This is a genomic window from Variovorax dokdonensis (assembly GCF_030316895.1).
Lineage (GTDB): Bacteria > Pseudomonadota > Gammaproteobacteria > Burkholderiales > Burkholderiaceae_C > Variovorax > Variovorax dokdonensis.
The window spans coordinates 324,611-347,888 of the sequence record NZ_JASZYV010000003.1 but is presented as its reverse complement, the minus strand read 5'-3'; the positions used below and the strand labels follow the sequence as shown (position 1 = coordinate 347,888).

Below are 23,278 nucleotides of genomic sequence, written 5' to 3'. Positions count from 1 at the left end.
ATGAGGTTCGACACCCCCGCCACCACCAACCCCATCGATCAGCTCAAGGTCGTCGGCAAGCCGGTGGACCGCATCGACGGTCCGCTGAAGACCACCGGCACGGCGCGCTATGCCTACGAGCGCCAGGACGTGGCTCCCCACGCCGCCTATGGCTATATCGTCGGCGCCGACGTCGCGAAGGGCCGCATCGCTGCCATCGACCAGGCGCGCGCCAAGGCTGCGCCCGGCGTGCTGGCCATCGTGACGGCGGATAACGCGGGCAAGCTCGGCAAGGGCAGCTACAACACCGCGAGGCTGCTGGGCGGGCCGAACGTGGAGCACTACCATCAGGCCATCGCGCTGGTGGTGGCCGAGAGCTTCGAGCAGGCACGCGCCGCGGCGCACTTGCTGAAGGTGCAATACACCCACGCCGACGGCGTCTACGACCTGGCCGATGCGAGGGCCGCGACCGACCGCAAGACGATCGACCGCAACAGCGCCATCGGCGACTTCCCCGGTGCGTTCGCCAAGTCCGAGGTGCAACTGGACGCGACCTATTCCACGCCCGACCATTCGCACGCGATGATGGAGCCGTTTGCCACCACGGCGGCCTGGAGCGGCGACAAGCTCACGATCTGGACCTCCAACCAGATGATCGAGTGGAACGCGTCCGAGCTGGCGACCACGCTGGGCATCGGCCGCGACAAGGTGCATGTCGTCTCGCCCTACGTCGGCGGCGGCTTTGGCGCGAAGCTGTTCTTGCGCGCCGACGCGCTGCTGGCGGCCCTGGGCGCGCGCGCAGTCAAGCGGCCGGTGAAGGTGGCGATGCAACGTCCGTTGATGGCCAACAACAGCACTCACCGGCCTGCGACGATCCAGCGCATCCGCCTTGGCGCGACGAAGGCCGGCAAGCTCACTGCCATCGGACACGAGAGCTGGTCTGGCAACCTCGTCGGCGGCAAGCCGGAGAACGCGGTGCAGCAGACGCTTTGGCTCTACGCAGGCGAGAACCGGCTGACCGGCACGCGCCTGGCCACGCTCGACCTGCCCGAGGGCAACGCCATGCGCGCCCCCGGGGAGGCGCCCGGTCTCATGGCGCTGGAGATCGCCATGGATGAACTGGCCGAAAAGCTCGGCATGGACCCGCTCGAACTGCGCGTGATCAACGACACGCAGGTCGACCCGGCAAAGCCCGAACGCAAGTTCTCGCAGCGCCAACTGGTCGAGTGCATGCGCGTCGGCGCCGAGCGCTTCGGCTGGGCACAGCGCAGCACCAAGCCGGCGCAGCGGCGCGAAGGCCGCTGGTGGATCGGCACCGGCATGGCCGCGGCCTTCCGCAACAACCAGGTCACCAAGTCCGGCGCACGCGTTGCGCTCGACCGCCAGGGCCTGGTGACGGTGGAAACCGACATGACGGACATCGGCACGGGCAGCTACACCATCATCGCGCAGACCGCGGCCGAGATGATGGGCGTGCCGCTGGAGCGGGTGGTCGTTCGGCTCGGCGATTCGACCTTCCCGGTTTCGGCGGGCTCGGGCGGCCAATGGGGCGCCAACTGCTCCACCGCCGGCGTGTATGCGGCGTGCGTGAAGCTGCGCGAAGCCGTGGCGGCGCGCGTGGGCGTGGACGTGTCGGGTGCGAGCTTCTCCGATGGCCTGGTCACCGCGGGCGGACGCAGCGTGCCTCTGGCCGGCCTGGCCGGCGACACCCCCATCGTGGCCGAAGACACCATCGAATTCGCCGAGCTGAACAAGCGCTTCCAGCAGTCCACCTTCGGCGCGCACTTCGTCGAGGTGGCCGTGGATGCCTACACCGCCGAGGTGCGGGTTCGCCGCATGCTGGCCGTGTGCGCATCGGGCCGGATTCTTAACCCCAAGTCCGCGCGCAGCCAGGTGATCGGCGCCATGACGATGGGGGTGGGCGCGGCGCTGATGGAAGAGCTGGCGATCGACAAGCGCCTGGGCTTTTTCGTCAACCACGATCTGGCCGGCTACGAAGTGCCGGTGCATGCCGACATTCCGCATCAGGAAGTGGTCTTCATGGATGAGACCGACGCCATCTCTTCACCGATGAAGGCCAAGGGCGTGGGCGAACTGGGCATCTGCGGCGTGGCGGCGGCCGTGGCCAACGCCATCTACAACGCAACCGGCGTGCGTGTGCGGGACTACCCGGTCACGCTGGACAAGCTGATCGGCAAGATGCCGCCGGTGACGTCCGCCTGAGCCCACCTCGACATCAAGCAAGGAGCATGCATTGAAATCCATGGCAATGACGGCCATTTCCCTGTCCATGGCGGCATCGGGATTCGCGCAGTCCGAAAGCAGCGTGCAGGTCAGCCGCAACGGTACACAGGCTTCGTTCAAAGGGCCCGCGCAATCGTTCACGGGCGCGGTGCGGGTCGATCCGCTCTTCCAGACTCGCCCCACGACCCATGCGACCGGCGCGTACGTGACGTTCGAACCCGGCGCCCGCACGGCCTGGCACACGCATCCGGCGGGGCAGACCCTGGTCGTCACGGCAGGCTCGGGCCATGTGCAGCGCTGGGGCGACGCGGTGCACGATATCCGGCCCGGCGACGTGGTGTGGATTCCACCTGGCCAAAAGCACTGGCATGGCGCCAGCGCCACCACGGCCATGACGCACATGGCCATCACCGAACCGGTCGATGGCAAGTCGGTCAACTGGCTGGAAAAAGTCAGCGACGCCCAATACGGAGTACGCCCATGACATCGAATCCCATTCTCCTGGCCGTCGGCACACTGGCCGTGGCTGTTGCCTTCGGCGCCAATGCGCAGGCCCAGGCGCCGGTTGCCCCTACGCAAACGCCAGCGCAGCGCATGTTCGGCGACATCGCGCCGAAGTTTGCGCAACTGACCGACGACGTGCTCTACGACGACGTCTGGAAACGCCCCGGACTGTCGCCGCGCGACCGCAGCCTGGTCACCGTGAGTGCGCTGGTTGCCATGAACCGGCCCGACCAGTTGCGCTCGCACCTGATCCGCGCACGCGACAACGGCGTGACGCAGGACGAGGTCGTCGAAACCATTACCCACCTGGCCTTCTACGCCGGCTGGCCAAGTTCCGTCACCGCCATCTCGGTGGCCAAGGACGTCTTTCAGAAAAAGTAAGAGAAGGAGTCGATTCGTGATACTTCGACAACTGGGCCGTAGCGGCCTGCAGGTCTCGGCCCTCGGCCTCGGCTGCATGGGTCTGAGCCACGGTTATGGTCCTGCGACCGACCGCAGGCAGGCCATCTCCCTGATCCGCGCCGCGGTCGAACGCGGCGTGACTTTCTTCGACACCGCCGAAGTCTATGGTCCCTATCTCAATGAGGAAGTCGTGGGCGAGGCACTTGAACCGGTGCGCGACCGCGTGGTGCTTGCCACCAAGTTCGGCTTCACTTTTGGCGACGACGGCAAGCAGCAGATCCTGAACAGTCGTCCCGAGCACATCAAGAAGGCGGTCGAGGGTTCTCTCAAACGACTGCGGACCGACGTCATCGATCTGCTTTACCAGCACCGCGTCGATCCGGACGTGCCGATCGAAGACGTGGCCGGCGCCGTCAAGGACCTCATCCAGGCCGGCAAGGTGAAGCACTTTGGCTTGTCCGAGGCCGGCGTGCAGACGATCCGGCGCGCGCATGCCGTTCAGCCGGTGACCGCCTTGCAAAGCGAGTACTCGATCTGGTGGCGTGAGCCGGAGAAGGACGTGCTTCCCACGCTGGAGGAGTTGGGCATCGGCTTCGTGCCCTTCAGCCCGCTGGGCAAGGGCTTTTTGACCGGCACGGTAGGGCCGGATGCCACCTTCGGCAGTGACGACTTCCGCAGCGTCGTGCCCCGGTTTGCCAGCGAAGCGCTGCAGGCCAACCAAGCGCTCGTCGAATTGCTGCGCAGCATTGCCAAGGAAATGGGGGCCACGCCCGCGCAGGTGGCGCTCGCCTGGCTGTTGGCGCAAAGGCCGTGGATCGTGCCGATTCCGGGCACGACGAAGCTGCCGCGCCTCGAAGAAAACATGGGCGCCGCGAGGCTGGAGCTTTCGCCGGCCGACCTGAAGAAGATGGCCGACGCCTTGGCGCAGGTCGCGGTGAAGGGCGAGCGCTATCCGGCTGCGCTGCAAGCTCGGGTCGGCCGCTAGATCTCGGGGATCGGCGAATGCCTTCGATGAATGACCCGACTCGCCGCCTGCTGCTGTCTTCGCTGGCAGGCGTCGCGTTCGGCCGCTCGACGCTGGCCGAAGCGCAAGACGCAGCGCCGTCGACGACGGACTCGACCGTACTCGTCGCCTGCTTCTCTCGCACAGGCAATACGCGTGTCGTGGCCGGATTGCTTCGGCGCGCGCTGCGCGCGCAGGAGTTCGAGATCGAACCGGCGACCGCTTATCCCGAGGACTACCTGGCCACCGTTGAACAGGCACGTCAGGAGCGCGACCGCGCCACCCAGCCGGCGCTCAGGGCGAAGGTGGCCGACATCGACCGCTACGACACCGTGCTGTTGGGCTTTCCGATCTGGGGCGAGACAGCGCCGCCGATTGTCCGAAGCTTCCTGGCGGCGCACGATCTGGCGGGCAAGACGCTGATTCCCTTCATCACGCATGGCGGCTACGGCGTGGGCAACAGCCGCGACGTGATCGCCCGGCATGCGCCGGCGGCGCGCCTTCAGGAAGGCTTCGTGATGCAGGGCGAGCAGGAGCGCCAGGTCATGGAGCGCGTGGATCACTGGCTTCGCCAACAACCTTTTCGGCGATAGCCGACATACGTCACAACCCCTGAGAGAGGCAACATGCCATGCAACACGTCACTTTGAACAACGGCATCGAGATGCCCATCGTCGGCTTCGGTGTCTTCCAGATCGCCGACGCCAAAGAATGCGAGCGCAGCGTTGCGGATGCCATCGCGGCCGGCTATCGCCTCATTGACACCGCGGCGTCCTACATGAACGAAGAAGCCGTGGGCCGCGGCCTGCGTGCCAGCGGCGTGCCACGCGAGTCGCTGTTCGTCACGAGCAAGCTCTGGGTGCAAGACGCCGGCTTCGAGCGCACGCGAGCGGCCATCGACAAGTCGCTGCAGCGGTTGCGACTCGACCATCTCGATCTCTACCTCATCCATCAGCCCTTCGGCGACGTCCATGGTTCGTGGCGCGCCATGGAAGAAGCGCAGAAGGCCGGCAAGCTGCGCGCGATCGGCCTGAGCAACTTCCACCCGGATCGAGTGATGGACATCAAGGCCTTCAACGAGATTGCCCCGGCGGTCAACCAGATCGAGATCAATCCATTTCATCAGCAGGAAGACGCCGTTGCCTTCATGCGTGAGAACGGCGTTCAGGCCGAAGCGTGGGCACCGTTCGCCGAGGGGCGCAACCACCTGTTCCAGAACCCTGTGTTGGGGGCGATTGCGGAAAAGCATGGCAAGTCGATCGGGCAGGTTGTGCTTCGATGGCTCGTGCAGCGGGGGGTCGTGGCACTGGCGAAATCCGTGCGCAAGGAGCGCATCGTGGAGAACCTGGACATTTTCGACTTTGCGTTGGCCGAAGAGGACATGGCGCAGATCGGGACGTTGGAAGCAGGCACGAGCAGCTTCTTCTCGCACCGCGATCCGGCCATCGTCAAGTGGATGAGCGAACGGCGGCTGGACGTCTGATGGCGAACCCAATTTGCCTGATCGCCGGGCTGCCGCTTGGCGAGCAAGCTTCAAGGTTCCTGCGCGCGTGCGCGGCGGCCAGCCTGATCCTCTCCGGCGTGGCAGTCGCTGCGGAGAATGCGGCGGCGCCAATGGCTGCAGTCACTGCACCTGGCAGGGTGGTCGAGCAGGCGCCGTTGGTGATTCAGGCACAAGGCAGCTTTGCGGTCGGTGGCACGGTGGTGCGGCAGCCGGGCACGTTTGACCCGGCTCGTCCCGTCATGCCGCAGGGGCAGACCCTGCACGGCGACCATGCGCGCGTCTTCTATCAGGTGCCGCAGAACCGGCGCCAGCTTCCGCTCGTCATGTGGCATGGATTTGGCCAGTTCGGAAAGACGTGGGAGACCACGGCTGACGGCAGGGAGGGCTACCAGACGATCTTCCTGCGTCGGGGCTTCCCGGTTTATCTGGTCGATCAGCCGCGCCGGGCAGGGGCGGGGCGGAGCACGGTCGCCGGGAGTGTCAGCGCAACGCCCGACGATCAGCGCTGGTTCAACATGTTCAGGCTGGGCCGCTGGCCGGAGTTTTTTGCGGGTGTGCAGTTCTCGCGGGACGCCGAGGCGCTCAATCAGTATTTCCGCCAGATGGTTCCCGACACAGGGCCCTTCGACCCTCAGGTGGCCACCCAGGCGGTGTCCGCATTGTTCGACAAGATCGGGCCGGGTGTGCTTGTGACACATTCGCACAGCGGGGGACTTGGATGGACCGTGGCCATGATGAACCCGCAGGTGCGCGGGGTCGTCGCCTATGAGCCCGGCAGCGGCTTCGTCTTTCCTTCCGGCGAAGCGCCGCCCGCGATGCCTAGCGCGGCGGGGCCGCTCGAAGCGGTCGAGGTGGCAAAGGCCGAGTTCGACAAGCTGACGCGCGTCCCCATCGTGGTCTTCTATGGCGACAACATTCCCGCGCAGCCCTCGCCGAATCCCGGCGAAGACAACTGGCGGGTTCGGCTCGCGATGGCCCGGCTCTGGGTCGAGGCCATCAATCGACACGGGGGCGATGCCACCTTGGTGCACTTGCCCCAGATCGGCATCCGGGGCAACACGCACTTTCCATTTTCAGATCTGAACAACGTGCAGATTGCCGATCTGATGTCGGACTTTCTGGCCCGCAAGAACCTGGACTGAGGATTCGGGCGTTGTCGGGCGGCACTGAGCGCACGGCACGATCTGAAAGACGTTGACGGGGCGGCCCCAGCGGGCACTGCAGGCAGGCGGGCCCTACAGGTAGGTCCACAGCATCTTCGTCGCCAGCAGGTAGAGCAGGCCGGCGAAGACGCGGCGCAGCAGGACGATGGGCAGCCGATGCGCGGCGCGGGCACCCATCGGCGCGGTCAGCACGCTGCCGGCCACGATGCCGGCGAGCGCGGGGCCGTAGACGAAACCCAGTGCGAGGGGCGGCAGGCCCGGGACGCTCCAGCCGCTGAACACATAGCCCAGCGTGCCCATCACGGCCACCGGAACGCCCAGGGCGGCGCCGGTGCCGATCGCGGTGGTCATCGAGACCCCGCAGAACAGCATGAACGGCACGGTGAGGAAAGCGCCGCCCGCCGAGACGAGCCCGCAGATCACGCCGATCACGAGCCCGATACCGACCAGGGCAGGCGTGCCCGGCAGCGTGCGCGCGGCCGACGGCTTGCGCCCCAGCAGGATCTGCGTGGCCCCCGCGTAGACGATGGCGCTGAAGGCCAGGGCCAGTGCGCGCTGCGGCACCCATGCCGACATCGCGGTGGCCAGTAGCGCCCCGACGACCATGGCCGGGCCCAGGCGCTTCACCAGGGCCCAGTCGACGCCGCCCAGGCGATGGTGCGCACGCACGCTGGCGCTGGAAGTGAACATGATCGACGCCATGCCCGTTCCCAAGGCCAGATGCACCACATGGTCCGGCGCGAACTGCTGCGCCGTGAACATCGCCGCCAGCACAGGCACCAGCGTCATCCCCCCGCCGATGCCGAGAAGCCCCGCCAGAAAGCCCACGAAGGCGCCGGTGGCGAAGTAGAGTGCGATCCAGATCATGCGTGGAGTATGGGCGATGGCGCCCATCCGGCCGCGCCGTCGCTTCGCCTCAGTGCTGCATCAGTTCGTCCGAGATCGCGCGGTACATCGGCAGCATGACCGGATCGCTCGCCGAGTTGGCTGCCGCGGGGTGCGAGGCAAAGCGGGCGATCACGACCTGCGCCTTCGGATCGATGTAGATGGCCTGGCCATGAACGCCGCGGGCCATGTAGGCGCCGTGGTCGTCATGCGAGATCCACCACATGTCCTTGTAGCTCCAGCCCTTAAGCAGCGCGTTGGCCGGCGTCGCGAACACTTCGCGGTTGCCGCCGGCGCGGATGCTGTCGACGGCGGCCTTGGGCACGATGACCTGTCCGTTGTAGCGGCCGTCCAGGCGCATCATCTCGCCGAAGCGGGCCAGGTCGCGGGTGGTCACATTCAGGCCGCCGCCGGCGAACTCGTTGCCCGCCGAATCGAGCGCGAAGATGCCGTCGCGCTCCGCGCCGAGCTTGCTCCAGATGCGCTCCGACAAAAGCTCGCCCACGTTCTTGCCCGAGACGCGGCGCACCAGCCAGCCGGCCACATCCGAATTGACGGTCTGGTAGGCGAAGGTCGAACCGGGTTCGTTCGCCTTGTCCACCGTCTTCGCGAAGTCGTAGAAATTGGTCGGGCCGCTGTAGTCGGCGGGGCGCGGCAAGATGCCGCCCGCGCGCACGTAGGTCCAGATCTCGGCCTTGGGGTCGGCGTAGTTTTCGGAGAAGCGCACGCCGCTGGTCATGTCCAGCACGTCCTGCACCGTGGCTTGGGCGAAGCCTGACTCCTTGAGTTCGGGGATGTATTGCGTGACCAGGGCCTTGGGGTCGAGCTTGCCCTCGGCGATGAGCGTCGCGGCCAGGGTGCCGACGAAGGACTTGGTGACCGACATCGCGATGTGTTGCGTGTGCGCGCTGGTCACGCCCCAATAGCGCTCGTAGGCGATCTTGCCCTTGTGCAGCACGACCACCGAATCGGTATAGCCGGCGGCCAGGGCCTGCGCGACGGTCATGTCCTGGCCGCCGTTCATGGGCTTGAAGTGCAGCTGCTCCAGCTTGCCGTCAGAAGCGCCCGAAAGCTTGGCCACCGCTCCTTCGCCGCGCCACACGCTGTGGGTGGGCATGAACTGGCTCCAGTTGGAGAAGGACCAACGGGTCTGGGGAAACTTGTAGTAGCTGGCGTCGGCGCGCTGGATGGTCTTGTCGGCCGGCGGCGGTGCGCCCTTCATCCAGCCCATCACGGCCGGGTCGGAGGCCGCGGCGTCGAGCGGGGCGGGGGACTGCGCGGCTGCGCTGAGGCAGAGGAATGCGGCGGCAATGGCCGTGCAGGTGACAGTCAGGGTGGCGGTCTTGGATCTCATGGGTCTTGTCTCTCTTTGGTTCTGCCCTTGCGGCAGCCAAAAAGTCTAGGACGCCATGCGTCATGGGGTGTTCGGCTTTGCGAACCCGGGATGTAACGCCTTGCCACTTTGCGGCGTTCAGCTTTCAGGGCGCCACAAAACAGAAAGCCCTCCGCCAAGTGGTCTTGGTCGGAGGGCCCCTGCGACTCCGGGGTACCCGTGAGGGCTTGGCCGGCGCCGTGAAGTCAGTGTCTCAACAGTGGCGGGGTCTGTGCATCAGCGCGTGCCAATACTGCATGCAAGCACGGGCCGACAGGCGTCGGCGGCTTCCTGCGTCGTCTCCCGCACTGCGGGTTCGGATCAGGAAAGGTGCTTTCCGACCAGGCCGGACATCTCGAACATCGTGACTTCAGGCTTGCCCATCACCGCCTGGAGCTTGGCATCGCAAAGGATGTTGCGCTTGTTGGCGGGGTTTTGCAGGTTGTTGGCCTTGATGTAGTCCCACAGCAGCTTGGTGACCTGAGTACGAGGCTGAGGCGTGGCGCCAATGATGGCTGCCAGTTCGTTGCTGGGGGTCAGAGCGCGCGTGAACGCGGTTTGCTTCTTTTCAGTGGTCATGGGGCGGATTCTACGGGCGCAAGGAAAAGCGCCCGGCCGGCGGCCAAACGGCGGTGCCCGGGCTACAGCGAAGGCGAGCGCCGGCGCACCGGCAACGTGACGATGACCGTGCTGTGCTGGCGAAGGTCGTGCAGTTCGCCCTGGGCCTCGATGCGCAGGCCCAACTGGCCTTCGGAGCTGTCCATCCGCTCCAGCAGATCGGCCACGGGCACGGAGCAATTCCACGAACCGGCATCGCGCGGGCCGCAAGCCACCTTGCTGCGCATGACCGCCTGGCCGCCCGGCGCCGATCGAACGAAGGGGAACACGTTGACCTGCTCCAGCCGGTCGGTGGCGATGAAGGTCAGCGTCAGCGGGCCGCCCTGGCCGTCCAGGTGCGTGGGCGTGACGCCAAACACCACGAAGGGTGCGTCGTTGGAGACGTAGCGGGTGACGGACGGATGCCCGTCCAGCGTCGATTCGTACTGTCCGGCGCCATGGGCCGCCGTTGCGCCCAGCGCTGCCGCGAGCGCGGCGACGACGCCCGCCCAGACCATCTTCGGGATGCGCATGATGGATGTCTCCGGCTGTCTCCAGGACGCGCATTCTGACGTTGGCGCGCCATACGTCAATCAACGTATGTACGCAGCCGATCCGCTGGCCCCTCGCTCAGGGCGTGGCGGCCTGCTCAACCGACGCGAAAGTGGCGGGCCAGGCGTGCGAGCGCATCCTCGGCATCGTCGGCGAGCGCCAGCACGGAGCGGGTGAGCATGAGGTTGGCGCGCTGGCCCAGGCCTTCGACCATCAGGCCGCTGGCGCGCTCGCGCAGCACGCCTTGGGCGTCCGGTTGGCATTCGATCTGTTCGCCCACGCGTTGCGCGTAGGTGCTGGCCGGAATGCCATAGCCCACGACCGGCAGGCCGAGCGCGACCGCAAAGCCCACTTCGAACACCGTGCCGGAATCGGGTTCGAGGCCGCGAAATGGCGCCAGGTTGGCAATCACGCCATCGCAGGTTTTGATGAGCGCGATGTTGTCGTCGTAGATGCGTTGCGCATGCGCCTGGTCGTCGCCGTCGAAACCGTGGGGCAGGTTGCCGTCCGAGGGCGGCACGGCCACGAGGTGCAGACGCTTGCACGCCGTGCTCAGGGCGGCGAAGAACGGCGCGCAGTCCGCACGAAAGACATCGGGGCCGGCGAGATAGATGCGCGGTGCGGCGCGCTGGGCAGAATCGTTCGAAGGCATGAGACCGATTGTCGTCGGTGCATGGCGCTCGATACGTCAATCAACGTATGCCGTGGGCGCGCACGCCGAAGCAACATGAGCGCCGTTCACCCACGCAACCCCATCGACACGACGAGGAAAGCCAATGATCCACGGCGACATATCGAGCAGCCACGACACCGTCGGCGTGGCAGTGGTCAACTACAAGATGCCCCGCATGCACACGCGCGCCGAGGTGCTGGCCAACTGCAAGCAGATCGCCGACATGGTGGTGGGCCTGAAGGCGGGCCTGCCGGGCATGGACCTGGTGATCTTTCCGGAATACAGCACCCACGGGATCATGTACGACAGCGCGGAGATGTACGAGAACGCGGCGTCCGTTCCCGGCTTCGAGACGGAGATCTTTGCGCAGGCCTGCCGCAAGGCCAAGGTGTGGGGCGTGTTCTCGCTCACCGGCGAGCGCCATGAGGAGCATCCGAACAAGGCGCCCTACAACACGCTCATCCTGATGAACGACCAGGGCGAGATCGTCCAGAAGTACCGCAAGATCATGCCCTGGGTGCCCATCGAGGGCTGGTATCCGGGCAACTGCACCTACGTGAGCGACGGTCCCAAGGGCCTGAAGATGAGCCTGATCATCTGCGACGACGGCAACTACCCCGAGATCTGGCGCGACTGCGCCATGAAGGGCGCCGAGCTGATCGTGCGCTGCCAGGGCTACATGTATCCCGCCAAGGAACAGCAGATCCTCATCAGCAAGGCCATGGCCTTCGCCAACAACACCTACGTGGCGGTGGCCAACGCTGCAGGCTTCGATGGCGTGTATTCGTACTTCGGCCATTCGGCCGTGATCGGCTTCGACGGCCGCACGCTCGGCGAATGCGGCGAAGAAGAGATGGGCGTGCAGTACGCCGCGCTCTCCAAGAGCCTGATCCGCGACTTCCGCAAGAACGGCCAGAGCGAGAACCACCTGTTCAAGCTGCTGCACCGAGGCTACACCGGCATGATCAATTCCGGCGAAGGCGACCAGGGCGTGGCTGCCTGTCCCTACGAGTTCTATGGCAAGTGGATCGCCGATCCGCAAGGCACGCGGGAGATGGTCGAGTCGTTCACCCGCAAGACCGTCGGCACGGCCGAGGCGCCGATCGAAGGCATTCCCAACGAAAACAGCGCGGCCACGCACCGCTGAAAACGAGGCGCGGCATGAGCGATCCGCTGGCGGCATGGCGCCTGGGCAGCGAGCCCTATTACCAGCCGCAGGGCGACGAGTGCGATCGCTTCGAGGCGGCATGGTCACGCCGCTTGCCGCTGCTGCTCAAGGGCCCGACCGGCTGCGGCAAGACGCGCTTCATCGAGCACATGGCCTGGCGCATGGGCCGTCCGCTCGTCACCGTGGCCTGCAACGAAGACACCACTGCAGGCGATCTGCTGGGCCGCTGGCTGCTGGAAGACGGTGCCACCCGCTGGCAGGACGGGCCGCTGGCGCTGGCGGCGCGCCACGGCGGCATCTGCTACCTGGACGAGATCGTCGAAGCCCGGCCCGACACCGTGGTCGCGATCCATCCCCTGACCGACACGCGGCGCATGCTGCCGCTGGATCGGGCGAGCGAGGTGATCCGCGCGCATCCCGACTTCATGCTGGTGGTGAGCTACAACCCCGGCGGCAGCCGCGAGCTCAAGCCTTCGACACGCCAGCGCTTCTGCGGCATGCGCTTCGGCTACCCCGATGCGGAAGACGAGGCCGAGATCCTGATGCGTGAAGGCGGTGTCGATGTGGAGATGGCCTCCGCGCTGGTGGCGCTGGGCCGTCGCACGCGTCGGCTGGCGGGCCACGGGCTGGAGGAGGGCGCGTCGACCCGCATGCTGGTGCGCGCCGCGCAACTGCTACGCCAGGGCATGTCTGCGCGCGACGCGTGCATCGCCGCGCTGGTGGTGCCGCTGACCGACGAAGCGGCGCTTTGCGACGCGCTGATGGCGGCCGTGGATGCGTCCTTCTGACTCCGAAAACACGGGCGCCGCGCATGAGTTGCGCATGATCGGCCCGTGGCTGCGCATGCTTTGGGGCATTGCGCCGCCGCTGATGGCGGTGCCTGCTGGCACCGATGGGGCGATGCCTGCGCCCTGGCTGTCGCGAACGGGCATTCATCTGCCGCCGGTGCCGCCAAGGCTGGACGCGGACCAAGGCGCGAACTGGCTGCGCGCCGCCAGCGCACATGCCGCCGCCCACCTCGTGTTCTCGCGCAGCGTGTTCATGCGCGAAGGCGCGGCGCCCGTCACCGTGGCGCTGACGGGGCTGCTCGAAGATGCGCGGGCGGAGGCGCTGGCGGCGCGCGAGCTGCCAGGACTGGCCCGCCTTTGGAGCAGCCAGCACGTGGCACGCCCGGAGGACGGCGACGATTTCGAAGCCCTGATGGCACGCCTCTCGCGCGCGCTCGCCGATGCCGACTACGACGATCCGCACCCCTGGGTGCGCAAAGGCCGCGCCATGTTCTGGCAGGACCAAGCACAGCGCGTGCTGCGCGTACCCGATGCGCGACAGATGCGTGCCTTGGCATCGACGCTCGGCCACGACATCGGCCAGATGCGCATGGGCTTCAACCTGCGCATGCATCGCCCCCAACCGTACTACCGGGACGACAACCGCTGGCTGTGGCACGCCGAAAGCCTTCAGGCCTCCAAGCCGCAACCCGCCCCGGCGCCGGCAACGCCGCGCGAACGGACCCTGCAAGAGCCGCCGCCCGCGACCCTCTTGAGTTGGCGCTATCCGGAGTGGGACCATCGCGCCGCCGTGATGCGCAGCGATTGGTGCACCGTCAGCGAAGGGCCGGCGCCCGAGGCGGATGTTGCAATGGCGCCGGTCGACGCATCCCCGCCGCCGCTTGCGCTCGTTCAGGCGCTGGCGCGCGCGGCCCGGGATGCGCGCAGCTGGCAACCCCATGCGCTGTCTGGCGACGAGATCGACCTGCGCGAAGCCGTGCAGTTGGCGGTGTTGCAGCGATCTGGCTTGTCGGGCGCGTCACTGCGTCCCTACCAGCGCACGCGCACCGTGCCGCGGCGCATGGCCGCCGCGCTGCTGGTGGATGCGTCGGCATCCAGCGCCGCCCGGCTGGCGGACACCGGCGCCCGCGCCCTCGATCGCCAGTGTGCGCAGGCCGCCACGCTGGCGCAGGCCATGCTGCGAGCGGGGTGGCGCGTGTCGATCCATGGTTTCTGTTCCGACGGGCGGCATCGTGTGCAGATGCATCGCGTGCTCGACTACGGCGCGCCGTGGGATGCGCAGGCCGCGGCGCGACTGGCTGGCCTGCGTGCCGGCTTGTCGACGCGCCTGGGCGCGGTGCTGCGCCACGGCACTCGCCACTTGGCCGCTCGATCCGACGAAGGGCGCTGGGTCGTCGTGCTTGGCGACGGCGAGCCGCATGACGTCGACGTGCATCTGGACGGGCATCTGGCCGCGGACGCGCATGCGGCTGTGCAGGCGGCGCGCCGGACCGGCGTGCATGTCGTCTGTCTGCGCCCCGCATCCGAAGGCGGGCATGCGGCCCAACTGGTGTTCGGCATGGGTGCCACGGCGGCTGCCGGCCCCGACGTCGCGTCGTGGACGCGCACCATTGCGCGGCTGCTGGACCGATAGCCGTGCGCCGACGCGGAGCGAGCGCCGGCTAGAAGCGGTGCCCGAAGGTCAGGTAGAAGCCCTGGTTCTCGTCCTTGCCCTTGGCGAACTCGGCGCTGACGACCATGTTCGCTTCGGGCTTGACGATGAAGAACACGCCGCCGCCGACCATCGGATAGACCTGGTCGCCGCTGCAACTCTTGCCATCGCCGTACAGGCATGACACGCCGGCGAATGCCTTCACGCCCCAGCGCGGCAAGACCATGTAGCGGTCTTCCACTTCGAGCGTGAGCGCGTTGCGGCCCAGGTACTGCCCCGAGGTGTAGCCGCGAAGCTGGACCGTGCTCTCGCGCGAGGCCGGTGCGTCCTTGGTCCAGCGGCCCTTGGCATGCGCCACCAGCACATTGTTCTTGCCGGTGGTGGCATACCACTTGATGTCTGCGGTCAGGGCATCGTAGTTGTCGTCGCTGCCCAGGCTTTCGCGATAGGCGAGGTTGTGCAACTGCGCATAGACGCCGCTCGTGGGGTTGTTGGTGTTGTCGCGCGTGTCGTACGAGGTGATCAGGCCGGCGCCGGCAGACACCAGCCCGGCCAGGCCCGCCTGCTCCAGGATCAGGTCGGACGTCGGGTCCAGCCCGTCGACGGCGTAGTTGGCATAGAGCGCCTGCGCACCCACATACCAGTTGGGCAGCACTTCGTGCTGGTAGCGCACGAAGAAGGCACGCAGGTTCTCGTCGGAGCGCACCTCGCGCCCGGTGCCCAGGAAGTCGAGGTAGTCGTTGCTGACCTTGCCGCCCACCGCGCCGACGGACAGGCGCTCGCGATCGGCGTTCCAGAACGCCTTGCTGCCCACTGCCACGGTGGTCGACGAGGTGTTCGACGTCTGCCCCTGCACGGCAAAGAGCGATGGTTCCGATTGCTCGTCGAAGCGCGTGACATAGCCCACCATGCCTCCGGCCGAAGTTCCCAGCTTGGGGTTGCTGCTGACCAGCGGCACCAGCAGCCACGGCGATCTGTCGTGGCTCTGCGAGCCGGCCTGTTCGCCTTTGGGAGTACTGCCGTCGGGCATGGAACCCGCCGAAGTGCTGCTGTCGGATTGCGCATGGGCAACCAAGCAGGTCATGGCAGTCAGGGCTGCCGCGCAGAGTGAGGATCTGAGGTGTCGGCGCATCGCCGCATCCTAAGGCATCACCGGCAATGCCGGCTCCGGCGGCGTCGGTAACCGCAACGCGCCGCTCCATTGCCGCTCGCCTATCGATATGCGCAAACCTTCCAACGCAAACAGGCAAGCGTTCCTAGCATCGGGCTTCTTTCGAGATCACCTTCCTCAGGAGCATCACTTGACTGCCAGCCTCACGCACAACGACAACATCGACACCCGCTTTGGCGACCTGCGCATCCGTCGCGTCTCCGGGCACATCGGCGGCGAGGTCCTCGACCTTCGGCTGGATGAACAACTGACCGACGAAACCTTCGCACACCTGAAGGCCGCATTGCTTGCGCACAAGGTGCTGTTCGTGCGCGGCCAGTCGCATCTGGACGACGCCTCTCATCAGGCCTTCGGCGAGCGCTTCGGCCGCATCGTGGCGCACCCGACCGTTCCGGCGCCGGGCGACACCAAGCTGCTGGAGCTCGATGCATCGAAAGGGGGCGGCCGGGCTGACTCCTGGCACACCGACGTGACCTTCGTGGAGGCCTTTCCCAAGATTTCGATTCTGCGCGGCGTGACCATTCCGGCCTATGGCGGCGACACGGTTTGGGCCAATACAGCGCGTGCCTACGAAGTGCTGCCCGATGCGCTCAAGCGCCTCGTCGAATCGCTGTGGGCGGTACACGGCAACGACTACGACTATGCGGCCGACCGATCGGATCTTTCGGAGCAACGCCTGCGCCATCACCGAGATGTGTTCGTGTCGGCCCACTACGAGGCCGAGCATCCGCTGGTGCATGTCCATCCCGAAACCGGGGAGCGCGCGCTGATCCTTGGTCATTTCCTCAAGAAGATCGTGGGCCTGTCCAGCAACGAATCGCAGCGCCTGTTCGAGCTGTTGCAGTCGCGTGCCGTGCGGCTCGAAAACACCGTTCGCTGGCAGTGGCAGAAGGACGACGTGGCGATCTGGGACAACCGCGCAACGCAGCACTACGCCGTCAACGACTACGGCAACCAGCCGCGTGTGGTTCGCCGCGTCACCGTGCATGGCGAGGCGGCCGTTTCGGTCGATGGACAGCGCAGCCGCACGCGGCGTCGGCCCGATGCCAGCAACGATTCGCAAGTCGACGCCGTCATTGCGGCCACCGCTTGAACACAGGAGCGATGCAGATGACCCACATCGAATCCAGTTCTCGCCGGCGGGTGCTGGCGGCAGGCGCCGCGCTGGGAGCAGGTGCGCTTCTGCCAGGGCTCGCGCTGGCGCAGGGCGGTGCGAAGAAGTTCCAGGGCGTGACGCTCAACGTCTCGACCTTCAGTGCCACCTATCCCAAGCTGCTGCAGCAGTGGCTTCCGGAGTTCGAGGAGGCGACGGGCGCCAAGGTCAATTTCGACGCGCCGTCCTTCCCGATCTACAACCAGCGTGTCGACCTGGAGCTTTCCACCCGCGGCGCCGCCTATGACGTGGTGAACGTCACTTTCATCTACTCGAGCCGCTGGATCGGCTCTGGCTGGCTCACGCCGCTGGACGACTATCTGCGCAATCCGAACCTCACCTCGCCGGATTTCGACGTCCAGGATTTCCTGCCCGGCGCCCGTGCGCCCGAAACCGGCAAGGACGGCAAGCTCTACGGCATCCCGTGGACTGCAGAGGCGTTGCTCTCGGTTTCGTCCCGTTTCGATCTTGTCGCCCGCGAAGGACTGGCCTTTCCCGAGACCACCGACGATCTGCTCAGGGTGCTGCGCGTGGTCAACAAGAAGGAGCGGGTGGCAGGATTCGTCTCGGACAGCCACTACGGCTGGACCTTCGTGCCTTACCTGCATGCCTTCGGAGGCGACGTCTTCCGCAAGGCGCCGGACGATCTCTTCCCCACGCTCGACACGCCGGAGACCGTGGCTGCCGCCGACTTCTACGCCAATCTCCTGCGCGAGTTCGGCCCCGACGGTGCCATCACGTACCAGCCCGACCAGGTGACGCAGGCGCTCAAGCAGGGGCGCGTGAACTTCGCGGACGCGGGGCAACTCCACTTGGCGCAGCTTGGGGACAGGAACACGAGCAAGACGGTCGACACCCTGAAGTTCGGCCTGGTGCCCAAGGGCCCTGCCGGGCGCTTTCCCGGTACGGCCGTGCATGGGCTTGGCATACCGGCCGGCTCGAAGAACAAGGAGGCGGCGTGGGCGTTCATCCAATGGGCGCTGTCCAAGCAGACGACGCGGCGTGCCGTGGCGGCCGGCTACGGTTCTCCGGCAAGGCGCAGCGACATCGATTCGCAGGCCTATCGATCGCGGCAAGTGGTGAACGGCAGTGACCTTGCCCAACTGGCGATCGATTCGATCGAGCTGGCTCAGAAGAGCGGCCACATGAAGTACCGCACCGTGTCGGTCTATCCCCAGGTCGATCAGCAGCTGAACAAGGCGATCGCCCTGATCGCCAGCGGGCAGGCCACGGCAAAGCAGGCGATGCAGCAGGCACAGGCGCAGTCGATCGCCGAGCTCAAGCGCTCCGGGTTGAGCCTCTAGCCATGGTCGCTGTCTTTCTTCGCGGCGCCGGTTGGCAGGCGCAGCGCCAGCGTGCCTTCATGGTTGGCCTGGCACCGGCGCTGCTGGTGCTGGTCGCCATCACCCTGGTGCCTGCAGGCGCGTTGGTGGTGGGCAGCCTCACGCCGCTATCGCTCACCGATCCGGCGAACACCTTCCGCTTCGACGACCCACTCGTCAACTACCGGCACCTGCTGGCCGACGAGCGCTTCTTGCAGTCGATCGGCACGCAGCTCAAGCTCTCGCTGTCGAGCGTGGCGCTGCAACTGAGCTTCGGCCTCTGCATCGCCCTGCTGCTCAACGGGCGCTCGCGTGTGCTGTCCGCAAGCCGGACGGCATTCCTGATTCCGATGGTGCTGCCGCCCGTCGTCGTGGCCTTGATCTGGAAGATCCTCTACACGCCGGACATCAGCCCCATGCATCGAGCCCTGGAGGCGATTGGCTGGCCAGTGCGCTCGCTCATCGCCAACCCGGATACGGCGCTGTGGGCCATCACGGTGGCCGAGACGTGGCAGTGGTTTCCCTTCACGATGCTGATGGTGCTTGCGGCACTGCAGACACTGCCGCCAGACCCGGTGGAAGCGGCCAATCTGGACGGCGCAAGCCGCTGGCAGTTGTTTCGCTACATCGTCTTTCCCCACATCCGGCCCGTGCTGGTGGTCTGCGGCCTGTTCCGGCTGATCGACAGCTTCAAGGCCTTTCCCCTGATCTATGTGCTCACCGATGGCGGACCGGGCACGGTCACCGAAGTCACCAACTACTACGGCTTCATCCAGGCGTTCAACTTCTCCTACTGGGGGTATGGCAGCGCGATCGCAGTAGCGATCCTGACTGGCGTCTTCCTGTTGAGTTGGGCCGTGGGCAAGCTGGGATGGAACAGCCATGAGCAGCACCCTGAACATTGATCTTCCCCTGGCAGTACTGCAACCGGCCGCCATTCGGCGCCCGCGCTGGTTGCGCCAGCACGCGCGTGTGCTGGTCGCCCTCGTGCTGTTGTTCCTGGTGTTGCTGCCCTTCCTCTGGCTCGTGCAGCTTGCATTCCGCCCGGCGGCGCAAGTGTTCGACGACGCACTGTTGTTCAAGCCGACGCTGGATGGGTTCATGGGCCTGCTCAAGGGCAACTTTCCTCGTTCGTTCGCCAACAGCCTGCTGGTGAGCACGCTGTCGACGTCGCTCTCTCTGGCCGTCGGCGTGCCTGCCGCCTACGCGCTCGCGCGCTGGAACTTCAGATGGCGGCGCAATGTGGCGCTGTGGATTCTCGTCACGCGCATGGCACCGCCCATCGCCTTCACCATCCCCTTCTTCCTGGCTTATCGATGGCTGGGGCTGCAGGACACGGTGATCGGACTGGCGCTCGTCTACCTGACCTTCAACCTCGCCATCGTCATCTGGCTGATGCAGACCTTCTTCGAGTCCTTGCCACCCGCACTGGAGGAGGCCGCCTGGATCGACGGTTGCGGCGTCTGGCAGGCTTTCTGGCGGATCACGCTGCCGCTGGCGGCACCCGGGCTGGCGGCCACTGCGGTGCTGTGCTTCGTGTTCTCGTGGAACGACTTCTTCTACGCATTGGTCCTGACCCGGACGCAGGCGGTCACCGCGCCCGTGGCGATCGTCAACTTCCTTCAGTACGAAGGCTGGGAATGGACCAAGATCGCCGCCGCCGGCACGCTGGTCGCGCTGCCGGTGGTCATCTTCACGGTGCTGGTGCGCCGCTATCTCGTGCATGGCCTGACGGCCGGCAGCGTCAAGGACTGACCCAAGGACCCCGAATGTCTTCTCTTCAATTGCGCAACGTTTTCAAGCACTACGACCAGACGCCGGTGATCCACGGCGTGGACATCGACATCCCTGACGGCGAATTCGTCGCCCTGGTCGGCCCGTCGGGCTGCGGAAAGTCGACCTTGCTGCGCGCCATCGCAGGTCTGGAAGGCATCAGTGGCGGCGAGATTCGCCTGGGCGGGCGCGTCATCAACGACGTCGCGCCCCGTGACCGCGGCATCGCGATGGTGTTCCAGAACTATGCGTTGTATCCGCACATGTCGGTGCGCGAAAACCTCGGCTTCGCAATGAAGCTGCAAGGTGTGCCACGGGCGGAGATCAACACCCGCGTGCTGGAGGTTGCGCAGGTGCTCGGGCTCACGCCGCTGCTCGATCGGCGGCCCCGTCAGTTGTCGGGCGGCCAACGGCAGCGCGTGGCAATGGGCCGTGCCATCGTGCGGCGGCCCGAGGCATTCTTGTTCGACGAGCCGCTGTCCAACCTCGACGCCAAGCTGCGCGTACAGATGCGGACCGAGATCCGCGCCTTGCACCAACGACTTCGCACCACCACCATCTATGTGACGCACGACCAGGTGGAGGCCATGACCATGGCAGACCGCATCGTGGTACTGCGCGACGGGCGGGTGGAGCAGGTGGGTACGCCGCTTGAACTGTACGACCGGCCGCGTAACGCATTCGTTGCCGGATTCATCGGCTCGCCCTCGATGAATTTCATTCCGGGCCGCGTCACCGTCGGCGCATCGGGTACCCATGTGCTGACCGACGATGGCCTGTCACTGCCGCTGGTGCAGGGCGCAGCGCCCGAGGGTGCCAGAGTGCTCTACGGGGCGCGGCCCGAGCACTTCGAGTTCGTGAGTTCCACCAGTCACAGTGCCGAGGTGATCGTGGTGGAACCGACCGGAGCCGAGACGCAGGTGGCGCTGCGCCTGGGCCGCCACGAGGTGTTGGCGGCGTTTCGCGAGCGCCTTCAGGCAAGGCCCGGGGAAAGACTGGCGCTGCGGCCGCAGGCCGCGCACGCGCATCTTTTCGACGCCGACAGCGGGCTTCGACTCAATTGAGGGTTGCGGCCCCGTTCTCACCGCTGCCTTCGACTTGCGCGCTGGCGGCAGGTTCTGCCCGCGCGGTCACCGCCGCCTGCACCACCTCCTGCGTCAGGCTGGGCGAGAACGACTCGATGAAGGCATATACATAGCGGCGCAGGTAGCTGCCGCGACGCAGCGCCAGTCGCGTGTGGTTCACGCCGAACAGGTGGCCCGCATCCACAGCGCGAAGGCCGGTGTCCCGCTCGGCCTCGAACGCCATGCTGGCCACGATGCCCACGCCCATGCCCAGACCCACGTAGGTCTTGATGACGTCGGCGTCCATGGCGGCAAGCGCAATATCGGGCTGCAGGCCGGCGCCTGCAAAGGCGAGGTCGATGCGCGTTCGGCCGGTCAGTCCGGCGTCGTAAGTGATGAGTGCGTGTTCGGCCAGTCGCTCGAGCGTGATCGTGCCGTCGAGCACCGGATGGCCGGGCGGTGCGATCACGCAATGCGTCCACCTGTAGCTGGGCAGGGCGACGAGTTGGTCGTGGTCGGCCAGGCCCTCGGTGGCGATGGCGACGTCGGCTTCGCCTTCGAACAGCATCTGCGCCACTTGCCGGGGCGAGCCCTGGTGCAGCCGCAGCCGCACGCCCGGGAACCTGGCGCGAAACTCCTGCACAGCTTCGGGAAGGGCGTAGCGTGCTTGCGTGTGGGTGGCGGCAATCGAGAGTTCGCCGCGTGTCTGATGCGCGAAGTCCTCGCCGGCCTTGCGCAGGTTGCCAGACTCCAGCAACACGCGCTCGATGATCGGCAGCACGTGCTCGCCCGGCGCTGTGAGGCCGGTCAGACGCTTGCCCGCGCGAACGAACAGCTCGATGCCCAGTTCCTGCTCCAGCTCGCGAATCTGCCGGCTCACGCCCGGTTGCGAGGTGTGCAGCGCCTCGGCGGCGTCGGTCAGGTTGAAGTTGCGGCGCACGGCCTCTCGGACGGTGCGAAGTTGCTGGAAGTTCATGAGGGGTGCAAGCGGGCAGCGTCGGGCCCGGGCAGCTTTGGGCGCACTCATTCTGGAGTGCCGAGGGGCACACACCAACGACAGAGTTCTTGCTTGCTTATGGGTTGAATGCTTATTCGGCCCCGCAGCTAAGGGCTCGGCCGCCATATGCGTTTTTCGTGCTTGGATGTGCGAAGTGCTTCGTTCTCCTGCCTCGGCTTGCCGCGAAGAATCGGTCGCCTTGCACATCGACGGATTCGAGAACCATGAACACACAACGACGCAGCTTCATCTTCCGCGCCGCCCTGGGCGCCGCGGCGACGGCCGCCGGCCTGGCCGGTATCGGCGCGGCTCCGGCCGCCCTTGCACAGCAGCAGGCGGGCGCCTCGGCGGCTCCCATCACGTTGCTGAATGTGTCCTACGACCCCACCCGCGAACTCTATGCCGACTACAACAAGGCATTCGCCGCCTATTGGAAGGGCAAGACGGGGCAGCAGGTAAGCATCAAGCAATCGCACGGTGGCTCCGGCAAGCAGGCGCGCTCGATCATCGACGGGCTGGAGGCCGACGTGGCCACGCTGGCGCTGGGTGGCGACACCGACGCGCTGGTCAGCAACGGCCAGTGGGTCAAGGCCGACTGGCAAAAGCGCCTGCCGCACAACGCGTCGCCCTACACATCGACCATCGTCTTCCTGGTGAAGAAGGGCAATCCCAAGGGCGTGAAGGACTGGGACGATCTGCTCAAACCCGGCCTGCAGGTGATCACGCCCAATCCCAAGACCTCGGGCGGCGCGCGCTGGAACTACCTGGCCGCGTGGGAGTTTGCCAAGCGCAAGTACGGCGGCGATGCGCAGGCCAAGGACTTCGTGGCCCGGCTCTACCGCAACGTGCCGGTGCTCGATACCGGCGCACGGGGCAGCACCATCACCTTCGTGCAGCGCGGCGTGGGCGACGTGCTGCTGGCCTGGGAGAACGAGGCCTTCCTCGCGCTGCGCGAGTTCGGTGCAGAGAAGTTCGAGATCGTCGTTCCGTCGGTGTCGATCCTGGCCGAGCCGGCGGTGACGGTGGTGGACAAGGTGGTCGACAAGCGCGGCACGCGCGTCGTGTCGGAGGAATACCTCAAGTACCTCTACAGCGACGAAGGCCAGGACATCGCCGGCAAGCACTTCTATCGCCCGACCTCTGAAAAGGCGCAAGCCAAGTACGCAAAGCAGTTCCCCAAGCTCGCGCTCTTCACCATCGACGAAGCCTTCGGCGGCTGGAGCAAGGCGACGCAGGCGCACTTCGCCGAAGGCGCGAGCTTCGATCAGGTCTACACCAACAACCAGAAGTAGCGAGCAGCTGCCAAGGGCAGC

At 66.4% G+C, this 23,278-nt stretch carries 23 protein-coding genes; 16 read left to right on the top strand and 7 right to left on the bottom strand.

Going from position 1 to position 23,278, the window contains the following annotated elements:
- From paoC to QTH91_RS15390, 7 genes are all read left to right on the top strand, one after another.
- Complete coding sequence (paoC, locus tag QTH91_RS15420; protein ID WP_286660981.1) at positions 1-2,202, top strand: aldehyde oxidoreductase molybdenum-binding subunit PaoC; 2,202 nt, start codon at positions 1-3, stop codon at positions 2,200-2,202.
- 40 nt (positions 2,203-2,242) lie between these two features.
- Positions 2,243-2,707 (top strand): (R)-mandelonitrile lyase, encoded by a 465-nt coding sequence (locus QTH91_RS15415; protein ID WP_286661590.1) that lies wholly within the window; start codon positions 2,243-2,245, stop codon positions 2,705-2,707.
- Positions 2,704-3,108 carry a carboxymuconolactone decarboxylase family protein gene (locus QTH91_RS15410; RefSeq protein WP_286660980.1) on the top strand — a complete coding sequence of 135 codons (405 nt, stop codon included), beginning with the start codon at positions 2,704-2,706 and terminating at the stop codon, positions 3,106-3,108. Before QTH91_RS15415 ends, QTH91_RS15410 begins: the two co-directional genes overlap by 4 nt.
- 16 nt (positions 3,109-3,124) lie before the next feature.
- A complete protein-coding gene (locus QTH91_RS15405) occupies positions 3,125-4,114 on the top strand; it encodes an aldo/keto reductase (protein ID WP_286660979.1) in 990 nt (329 codons plus the stop codon).
- A 26-nt stretch (positions 4,115-4,140) separates the two neighbouring features.
- The gene (locus QTH91_RS15400; protein ID WP_286660978.1) at positions 4,141-4,725 is read left to right on the top strand and encodes a flavodoxin; all 585 of its coding nucleotides are present in this window, start codon (positions 4,141-4,143) and stop codon (positions 4,723-4,725) included.
- Between the two features lie 38 nt (positions 4,726-4,763).
- A complete protein-coding gene (locus QTH91_RS15395; RefSeq protein WP_286660977.1) occupies positions 4,764-5,615 on the top strand; it encodes an aldo/keto reductase in 852 nt (283 codons plus the stop codon).
- A 131-nt stretch (positions 5,616-5,746) separates the two neighbouring features.
- Positions 5,747-6,778, top strand: a complete 1,032-nt coding sequence (locus tag QTH91_RS15390) for an alpha/beta hydrolase (protein ID WP_286661589.1) — start codon at positions 5,747-5,749, stop codon at positions 6,776-6,778.
- A 93-nt stretch (positions 6,779-6,871) separates the two neighbouring features.
- Here the strand turns inward: QTH91_RS15390 and QTH91_RS15385 are convergent, their stop codons facing one another.
- The 5 genes from QTH91_RS15385 to QTH91_RS15365 form a co-directional block, all read right to left on the bottom strand.
- On the bottom strand, positions 6,872-7,666 hold the full coding sequence (locus tag QTH91_RS15385; protein ID WP_286660976.1) for a sulfite exporter TauE/SafE family protein: 795 nt from the start codon (positions 7,664-7,666) through the stop codon (positions 6,872-6,874).
- Between the two features lie 49 nt (positions 7,667-7,715).
- Positions 7,716-9,038, bottom strand: a complete 1,323-nt coding sequence (locus tag QTH91_RS15380; RefSeq protein ID WP_286660975.1) for a serine hydrolase domain-containing protein — start codon at positions 9,036-9,038, stop codon at positions 7,716-7,718.
- A 339-nt stretch (positions 9,039-9,377) separates the two neighbouring features.
- Positions 9,378-9,635: an SWIB/MDM2 domain-containing protein gene (locus QTH91_RS15375; RefSeq protein ID WP_286660974.1), complete on the bottom strand. Its 258-nt coding sequence runs from the start codon at positions 9,633-9,635 to the stop codon at positions 9,378-9,380.
- A gap of 62 nt (positions 9,636-9,697) precedes the next feature.
- A complete protein-coding gene (locus QTH91_RS15370) occupies positions 9,698-10,186 on the bottom strand; it encodes a hypothetical protein (RefSeq protein ID WP_286660973.1) in 489 nt (162 codons plus the stop codon).
- Positions 10,187-10,302: 116 nt separating this feature from the next.
- Entirely contained in the window at positions 10,303-10,857 is a 555-nt protein-coding gene (locus tag QTH91_RS15365; protein ID WP_286660972.1) for a nucleoside 2-deoxyribosyltransferase, read from the bottom strand.
- Positions 10,858-10,981: 124 nt separating this feature from the next.
- On the opposite strand from QTH91_RS15365, the gene QTH91_RS15360 reads away from it, so the two are divergent.
- The 3 genes from QTH91_RS15360 to QTH91_RS15350 are packed head-to-tail and all read left to right on the top strand — an operon-like array spanning position 10,982 to position 14,467.
- Positions 10,982-12,025, top strand: coding sequence for an aliphatic amidase (locus tag QTH91_RS15360; protein WP_286660971.1), 1,044 nt, complete (start codon positions 10,982-10,984; stop codon positions 12,023-12,025).
- 14 nt (positions 12,026-12,039) lie between these two features.
- Entirely contained in the window at positions 12,040-12,834 is a 795-nt protein-coding gene (locus QTH91_RS15355; protein WP_286660970.1) for a CbbQ/NirQ/NorQ/GpvN family protein, read from the top strand.
- Entirely contained in the window at positions 12,821-14,467 is a 1,647-nt protein-coding gene (locus QTH91_RS15350; RefSeq protein ID WP_286660969.1) for a hypothetical protein, read from the top strand. The genes QTH91_RS15355 and QTH91_RS15350 overlap by 14 nt, the downstream gene beginning before the upstream one ends.
- A 28-nt stretch (positions 14,468-14,495) precedes the next feature.
- Here the strand turns inward: QTH91_RS15350 and QTH91_RS15345 are convergent, their stop codons facing one another.
- A complete protein-coding gene (locus QTH91_RS15345) occupies positions 14,496-15,569 on the bottom strand; it encodes a BamA/TamA family outer membrane protein (RefSeq protein WP_286660968.1) in 1,074 nt (357 codons plus the stop codon).
- A 217-nt stretch (positions 15,570-15,786) separates the two neighbouring features.
- On the opposite strand from QTH91_RS15345, the gene QTH91_RS15340 reads away from it, so the two are divergent.
- Genes QTH91_RS15340 through QTH91_RS15320 form a run of 5 tightly spaced genes read left to right on the top strand, consistent with a single transcriptional unit; the run spans position 15,787 to position 20,968 of the window.
- On the top strand, positions 15,787-16,749 hold the full coding sequence (locus tag QTH91_RS15340; RefSeq protein WP_286660967.1) for a TauD/TfdA dioxygenase family protein: 963 nt from the start codon (positions 15,787-15,789) through the stop codon (positions 16,747-16,749).
- 17 nt (positions 16,750-16,766) lie between these two features.
- A complete protein-coding gene (locus QTH91_RS15335; RefSeq protein ID WP_286660966.1) occupies positions 16,767-18,113 on the top strand; it encodes an ABC transporter substrate-binding protein in 1,347 nt (448 codons plus the stop codon).
- Positions 18,114-18,115: 2 nt separating this feature from the next.
- Positions 18,116-19,036, top strand: a complete 921-nt coding sequence (locus tag QTH91_RS15330; protein ID WP_286660965.1) for a carbohydrate ABC transporter permease — start codon at positions 18,116-18,118, stop codon at positions 19,034-19,036.
- A complete protein-coding gene (locus tag QTH91_RS15325; RefSeq protein WP_286660964.1) occupies positions 19,014-19,886 on the top strand; it encodes a carbohydrate ABC transporter permease in 873 nt (290 codons plus the stop codon). Before QTH91_RS15330 ends, QTH91_RS15325 begins: the two co-directional genes overlap by 23 nt.
- 14 nt (positions 19,887-19,900) lie before the next feature.
- Positions 19,901-20,968, top strand: coding sequence for an ABC transporter ATP-binding protein (locus QTH91_RS15320; protein ID WP_286660963.1), 1,068 nt, complete (start codon positions 19,901-19,903; stop codon positions 20,966-20,968).
- On the opposite strand, the gene QTH91_RS15315 is transcribed toward QTH91_RS15320, so the two are convergent.
- Positions 20,961-21,944, bottom strand: a complete 984-nt coding sequence (locus tag QTH91_RS15315) for a CysB family HTH-type transcriptional regulator (RefSeq protein WP_286660962.1) — start codon at positions 21,942-21,944, stop codon at positions 20,961-20,963. The genes QTH91_RS15320 and QTH91_RS15315 overlap by 8 nt on opposite strands.
- Positions 21,945-22,189: 245 nt before the next feature.
- On the opposite strand from QTH91_RS15315, the gene QTH91_RS15310 reads away from it, so the two are divergent.
- The gene (locus tag QTH91_RS15310; protein ID WP_286660961.1) at positions 22,190-23,257 is read left to right on the top strand and encodes a sulfate ABC transporter substrate-binding protein; all 1,068 of its coding nucleotides are present in this window, start codon (positions 22,190-22,192) and stop codon (positions 23,255-23,257) included.
- Positions 23,258-23,278 lie beyond the last annotated feature (21 nt).

What these genes read in the sequence shown, in the direction of transcription:
- paoC (WP_286660981.1), top strand. Translation starts at nt 1, where the DNA reads ATGAGGTTCGACACCCCCGCCACCACCAACCCCATCGATCAGCTCAAG.
- QTH91_RS15415 (WP_286661590.1), top strand. Translation starts at nt 2,243, where the DNA reads ATGGCAATGACGGCCATTTCCCTGTCCATGGCGGCATCGGGATTCGCG.
- QTH91_RS15410 (WP_286660980.1), top strand. Translation starts at nt 2,704, where the DNA reads ATGACATCGAATCCCATTCTCCTGGCCGTCGGCACACTGGCCGTGGCT.
- QTH91_RS15400 (WP_286660978.1), top strand. Translation starts at nt 4,141, where the DNA reads ATGAATGACCCGACTCGCCGCCTGCTGCTGTCTTCGCTGGCAGGCGTC.
- QTH91_RS15395 (WP_286660977.1), top strand. Translation starts at nt 4,764, where the DNA reads ATGCAACACGTCACTTTGAACAACGGCATCGAGATGCCCATCGTCGGC.
- QTH91_RS15390 (WP_286661589.1), top strand. Translation starts at nt 5,747, where the DNA reads ATGGCTGCAGTCACTGCACCTGGCAGGGTGGTCGAGCAGGCGCCGTTG.
- QTH91_RS15385 (WP_286660976.1), bottom strand. Translation starts at nt 7,666, where the DNA reads ATGATCTGGATCGCACTCTACTTCGCCACCGGCGCCTTCGTGGGCTTT.
- QTH91_RS15380 (WP_286660975.1), bottom strand. Translation starts at nt 9,038, where the DNA reads ATGAGATCCAAGACCGCCACCCTGACTGTCACCTGCACGGCCATTGCC.
- QTH91_RS15375 (WP_286660974.1), bottom strand. Translation starts at nt 9,635, where the DNA reads ATGACCACTGAAAAGAAGCAAACCGCGTTCACGCGCGCTCTGACCCCC.
- QTH91_RS15370 (WP_286660973.1), bottom strand. Translation starts at nt 10,186, where the DNA reads ATGCGCATCCCGAAGATGGTCTGGGCGGGCGTCGTCGCCGCGCTCGCG.
- QTH91_RS15365 (WP_286660972.1), bottom strand. Translation starts at nt 10,857, where the DNA reads ATGCCTTCGAACGATTCTGCCCAGCGCGCCGCACCGCGCATCTATCTC.
- QTH91_RS15360 (WP_286660971.1), top strand. Translation starts at nt 10,982, where the DNA reads ATGATCCACGGCGACATATCGAGCAGCCACGACACCGTCGGCGTGGCA.
- QTH91_RS15355 (WP_286660970.1), top strand. Translation starts at nt 12,040, where the DNA reads ATGAGCGATCCGCTGGCGGCATGGCGCCTGGGCAGCGAGCCCTATTAC.
- QTH91_RS15350 (WP_286660969.1), top strand. Translation starts at nt 12,821, where the DNA reads ATGCGTCCTTCTGACTCCGAAAACACGGGCGCCGCGCATGAGTTGCGC.
- QTH91_RS15345 (WP_286660968.1), bottom strand. Translation starts at nt 15,569, where the DNA reads ATGACCTGCTTGGTTGCCCATGCGCAATCCGACAGCAGCACTTCGGCG.
- QTH91_RS15335 (WP_286660966.1), top strand. Translation starts at nt 16,767, where the DNA reads ATGACCCACATCGAATCCAGTTCTCGCCGGCGGGTGCTGGCGGCAGGC.
- QTH91_RS15330 (WP_286660965.1), top strand. Translation starts at nt 18,116, where the DNA reads ATGGTCGCTGTCTTTCTTCGCGGCGCCGGTTGGCAGGCGCAGCGCCAG.
- QTH91_RS15325 (WP_286660964.1), top strand. Translation starts at nt 19,014, where the DNA reads ATGAGCAGCACCCTGAACATTGATCTTCCCCTGGCAGTACTGCAACCG.
- QTH91_RS15320 (WP_286660963.1), top strand. Translation starts at nt 19,901, where the DNA reads ATGTCTTCTCTTCAATTGCGCAACGTTTTCAAGCACTACGACCAGACG.
- QTH91_RS15315 (WP_286660962.1), bottom strand. Translation starts at nt 21,944, where the DNA reads ATGAACTTCCAGCAACTTCGCACCGTCCGAGAGGCCGTGCGCCGCAAC.
- QTH91_RS15310 (WP_286660961.1), top strand. Translation starts at nt 22,190, where the DNA reads ATGAACACACAACGACGCAGCTTCATCTTCCGCGCCGCCCTGGGCGCC.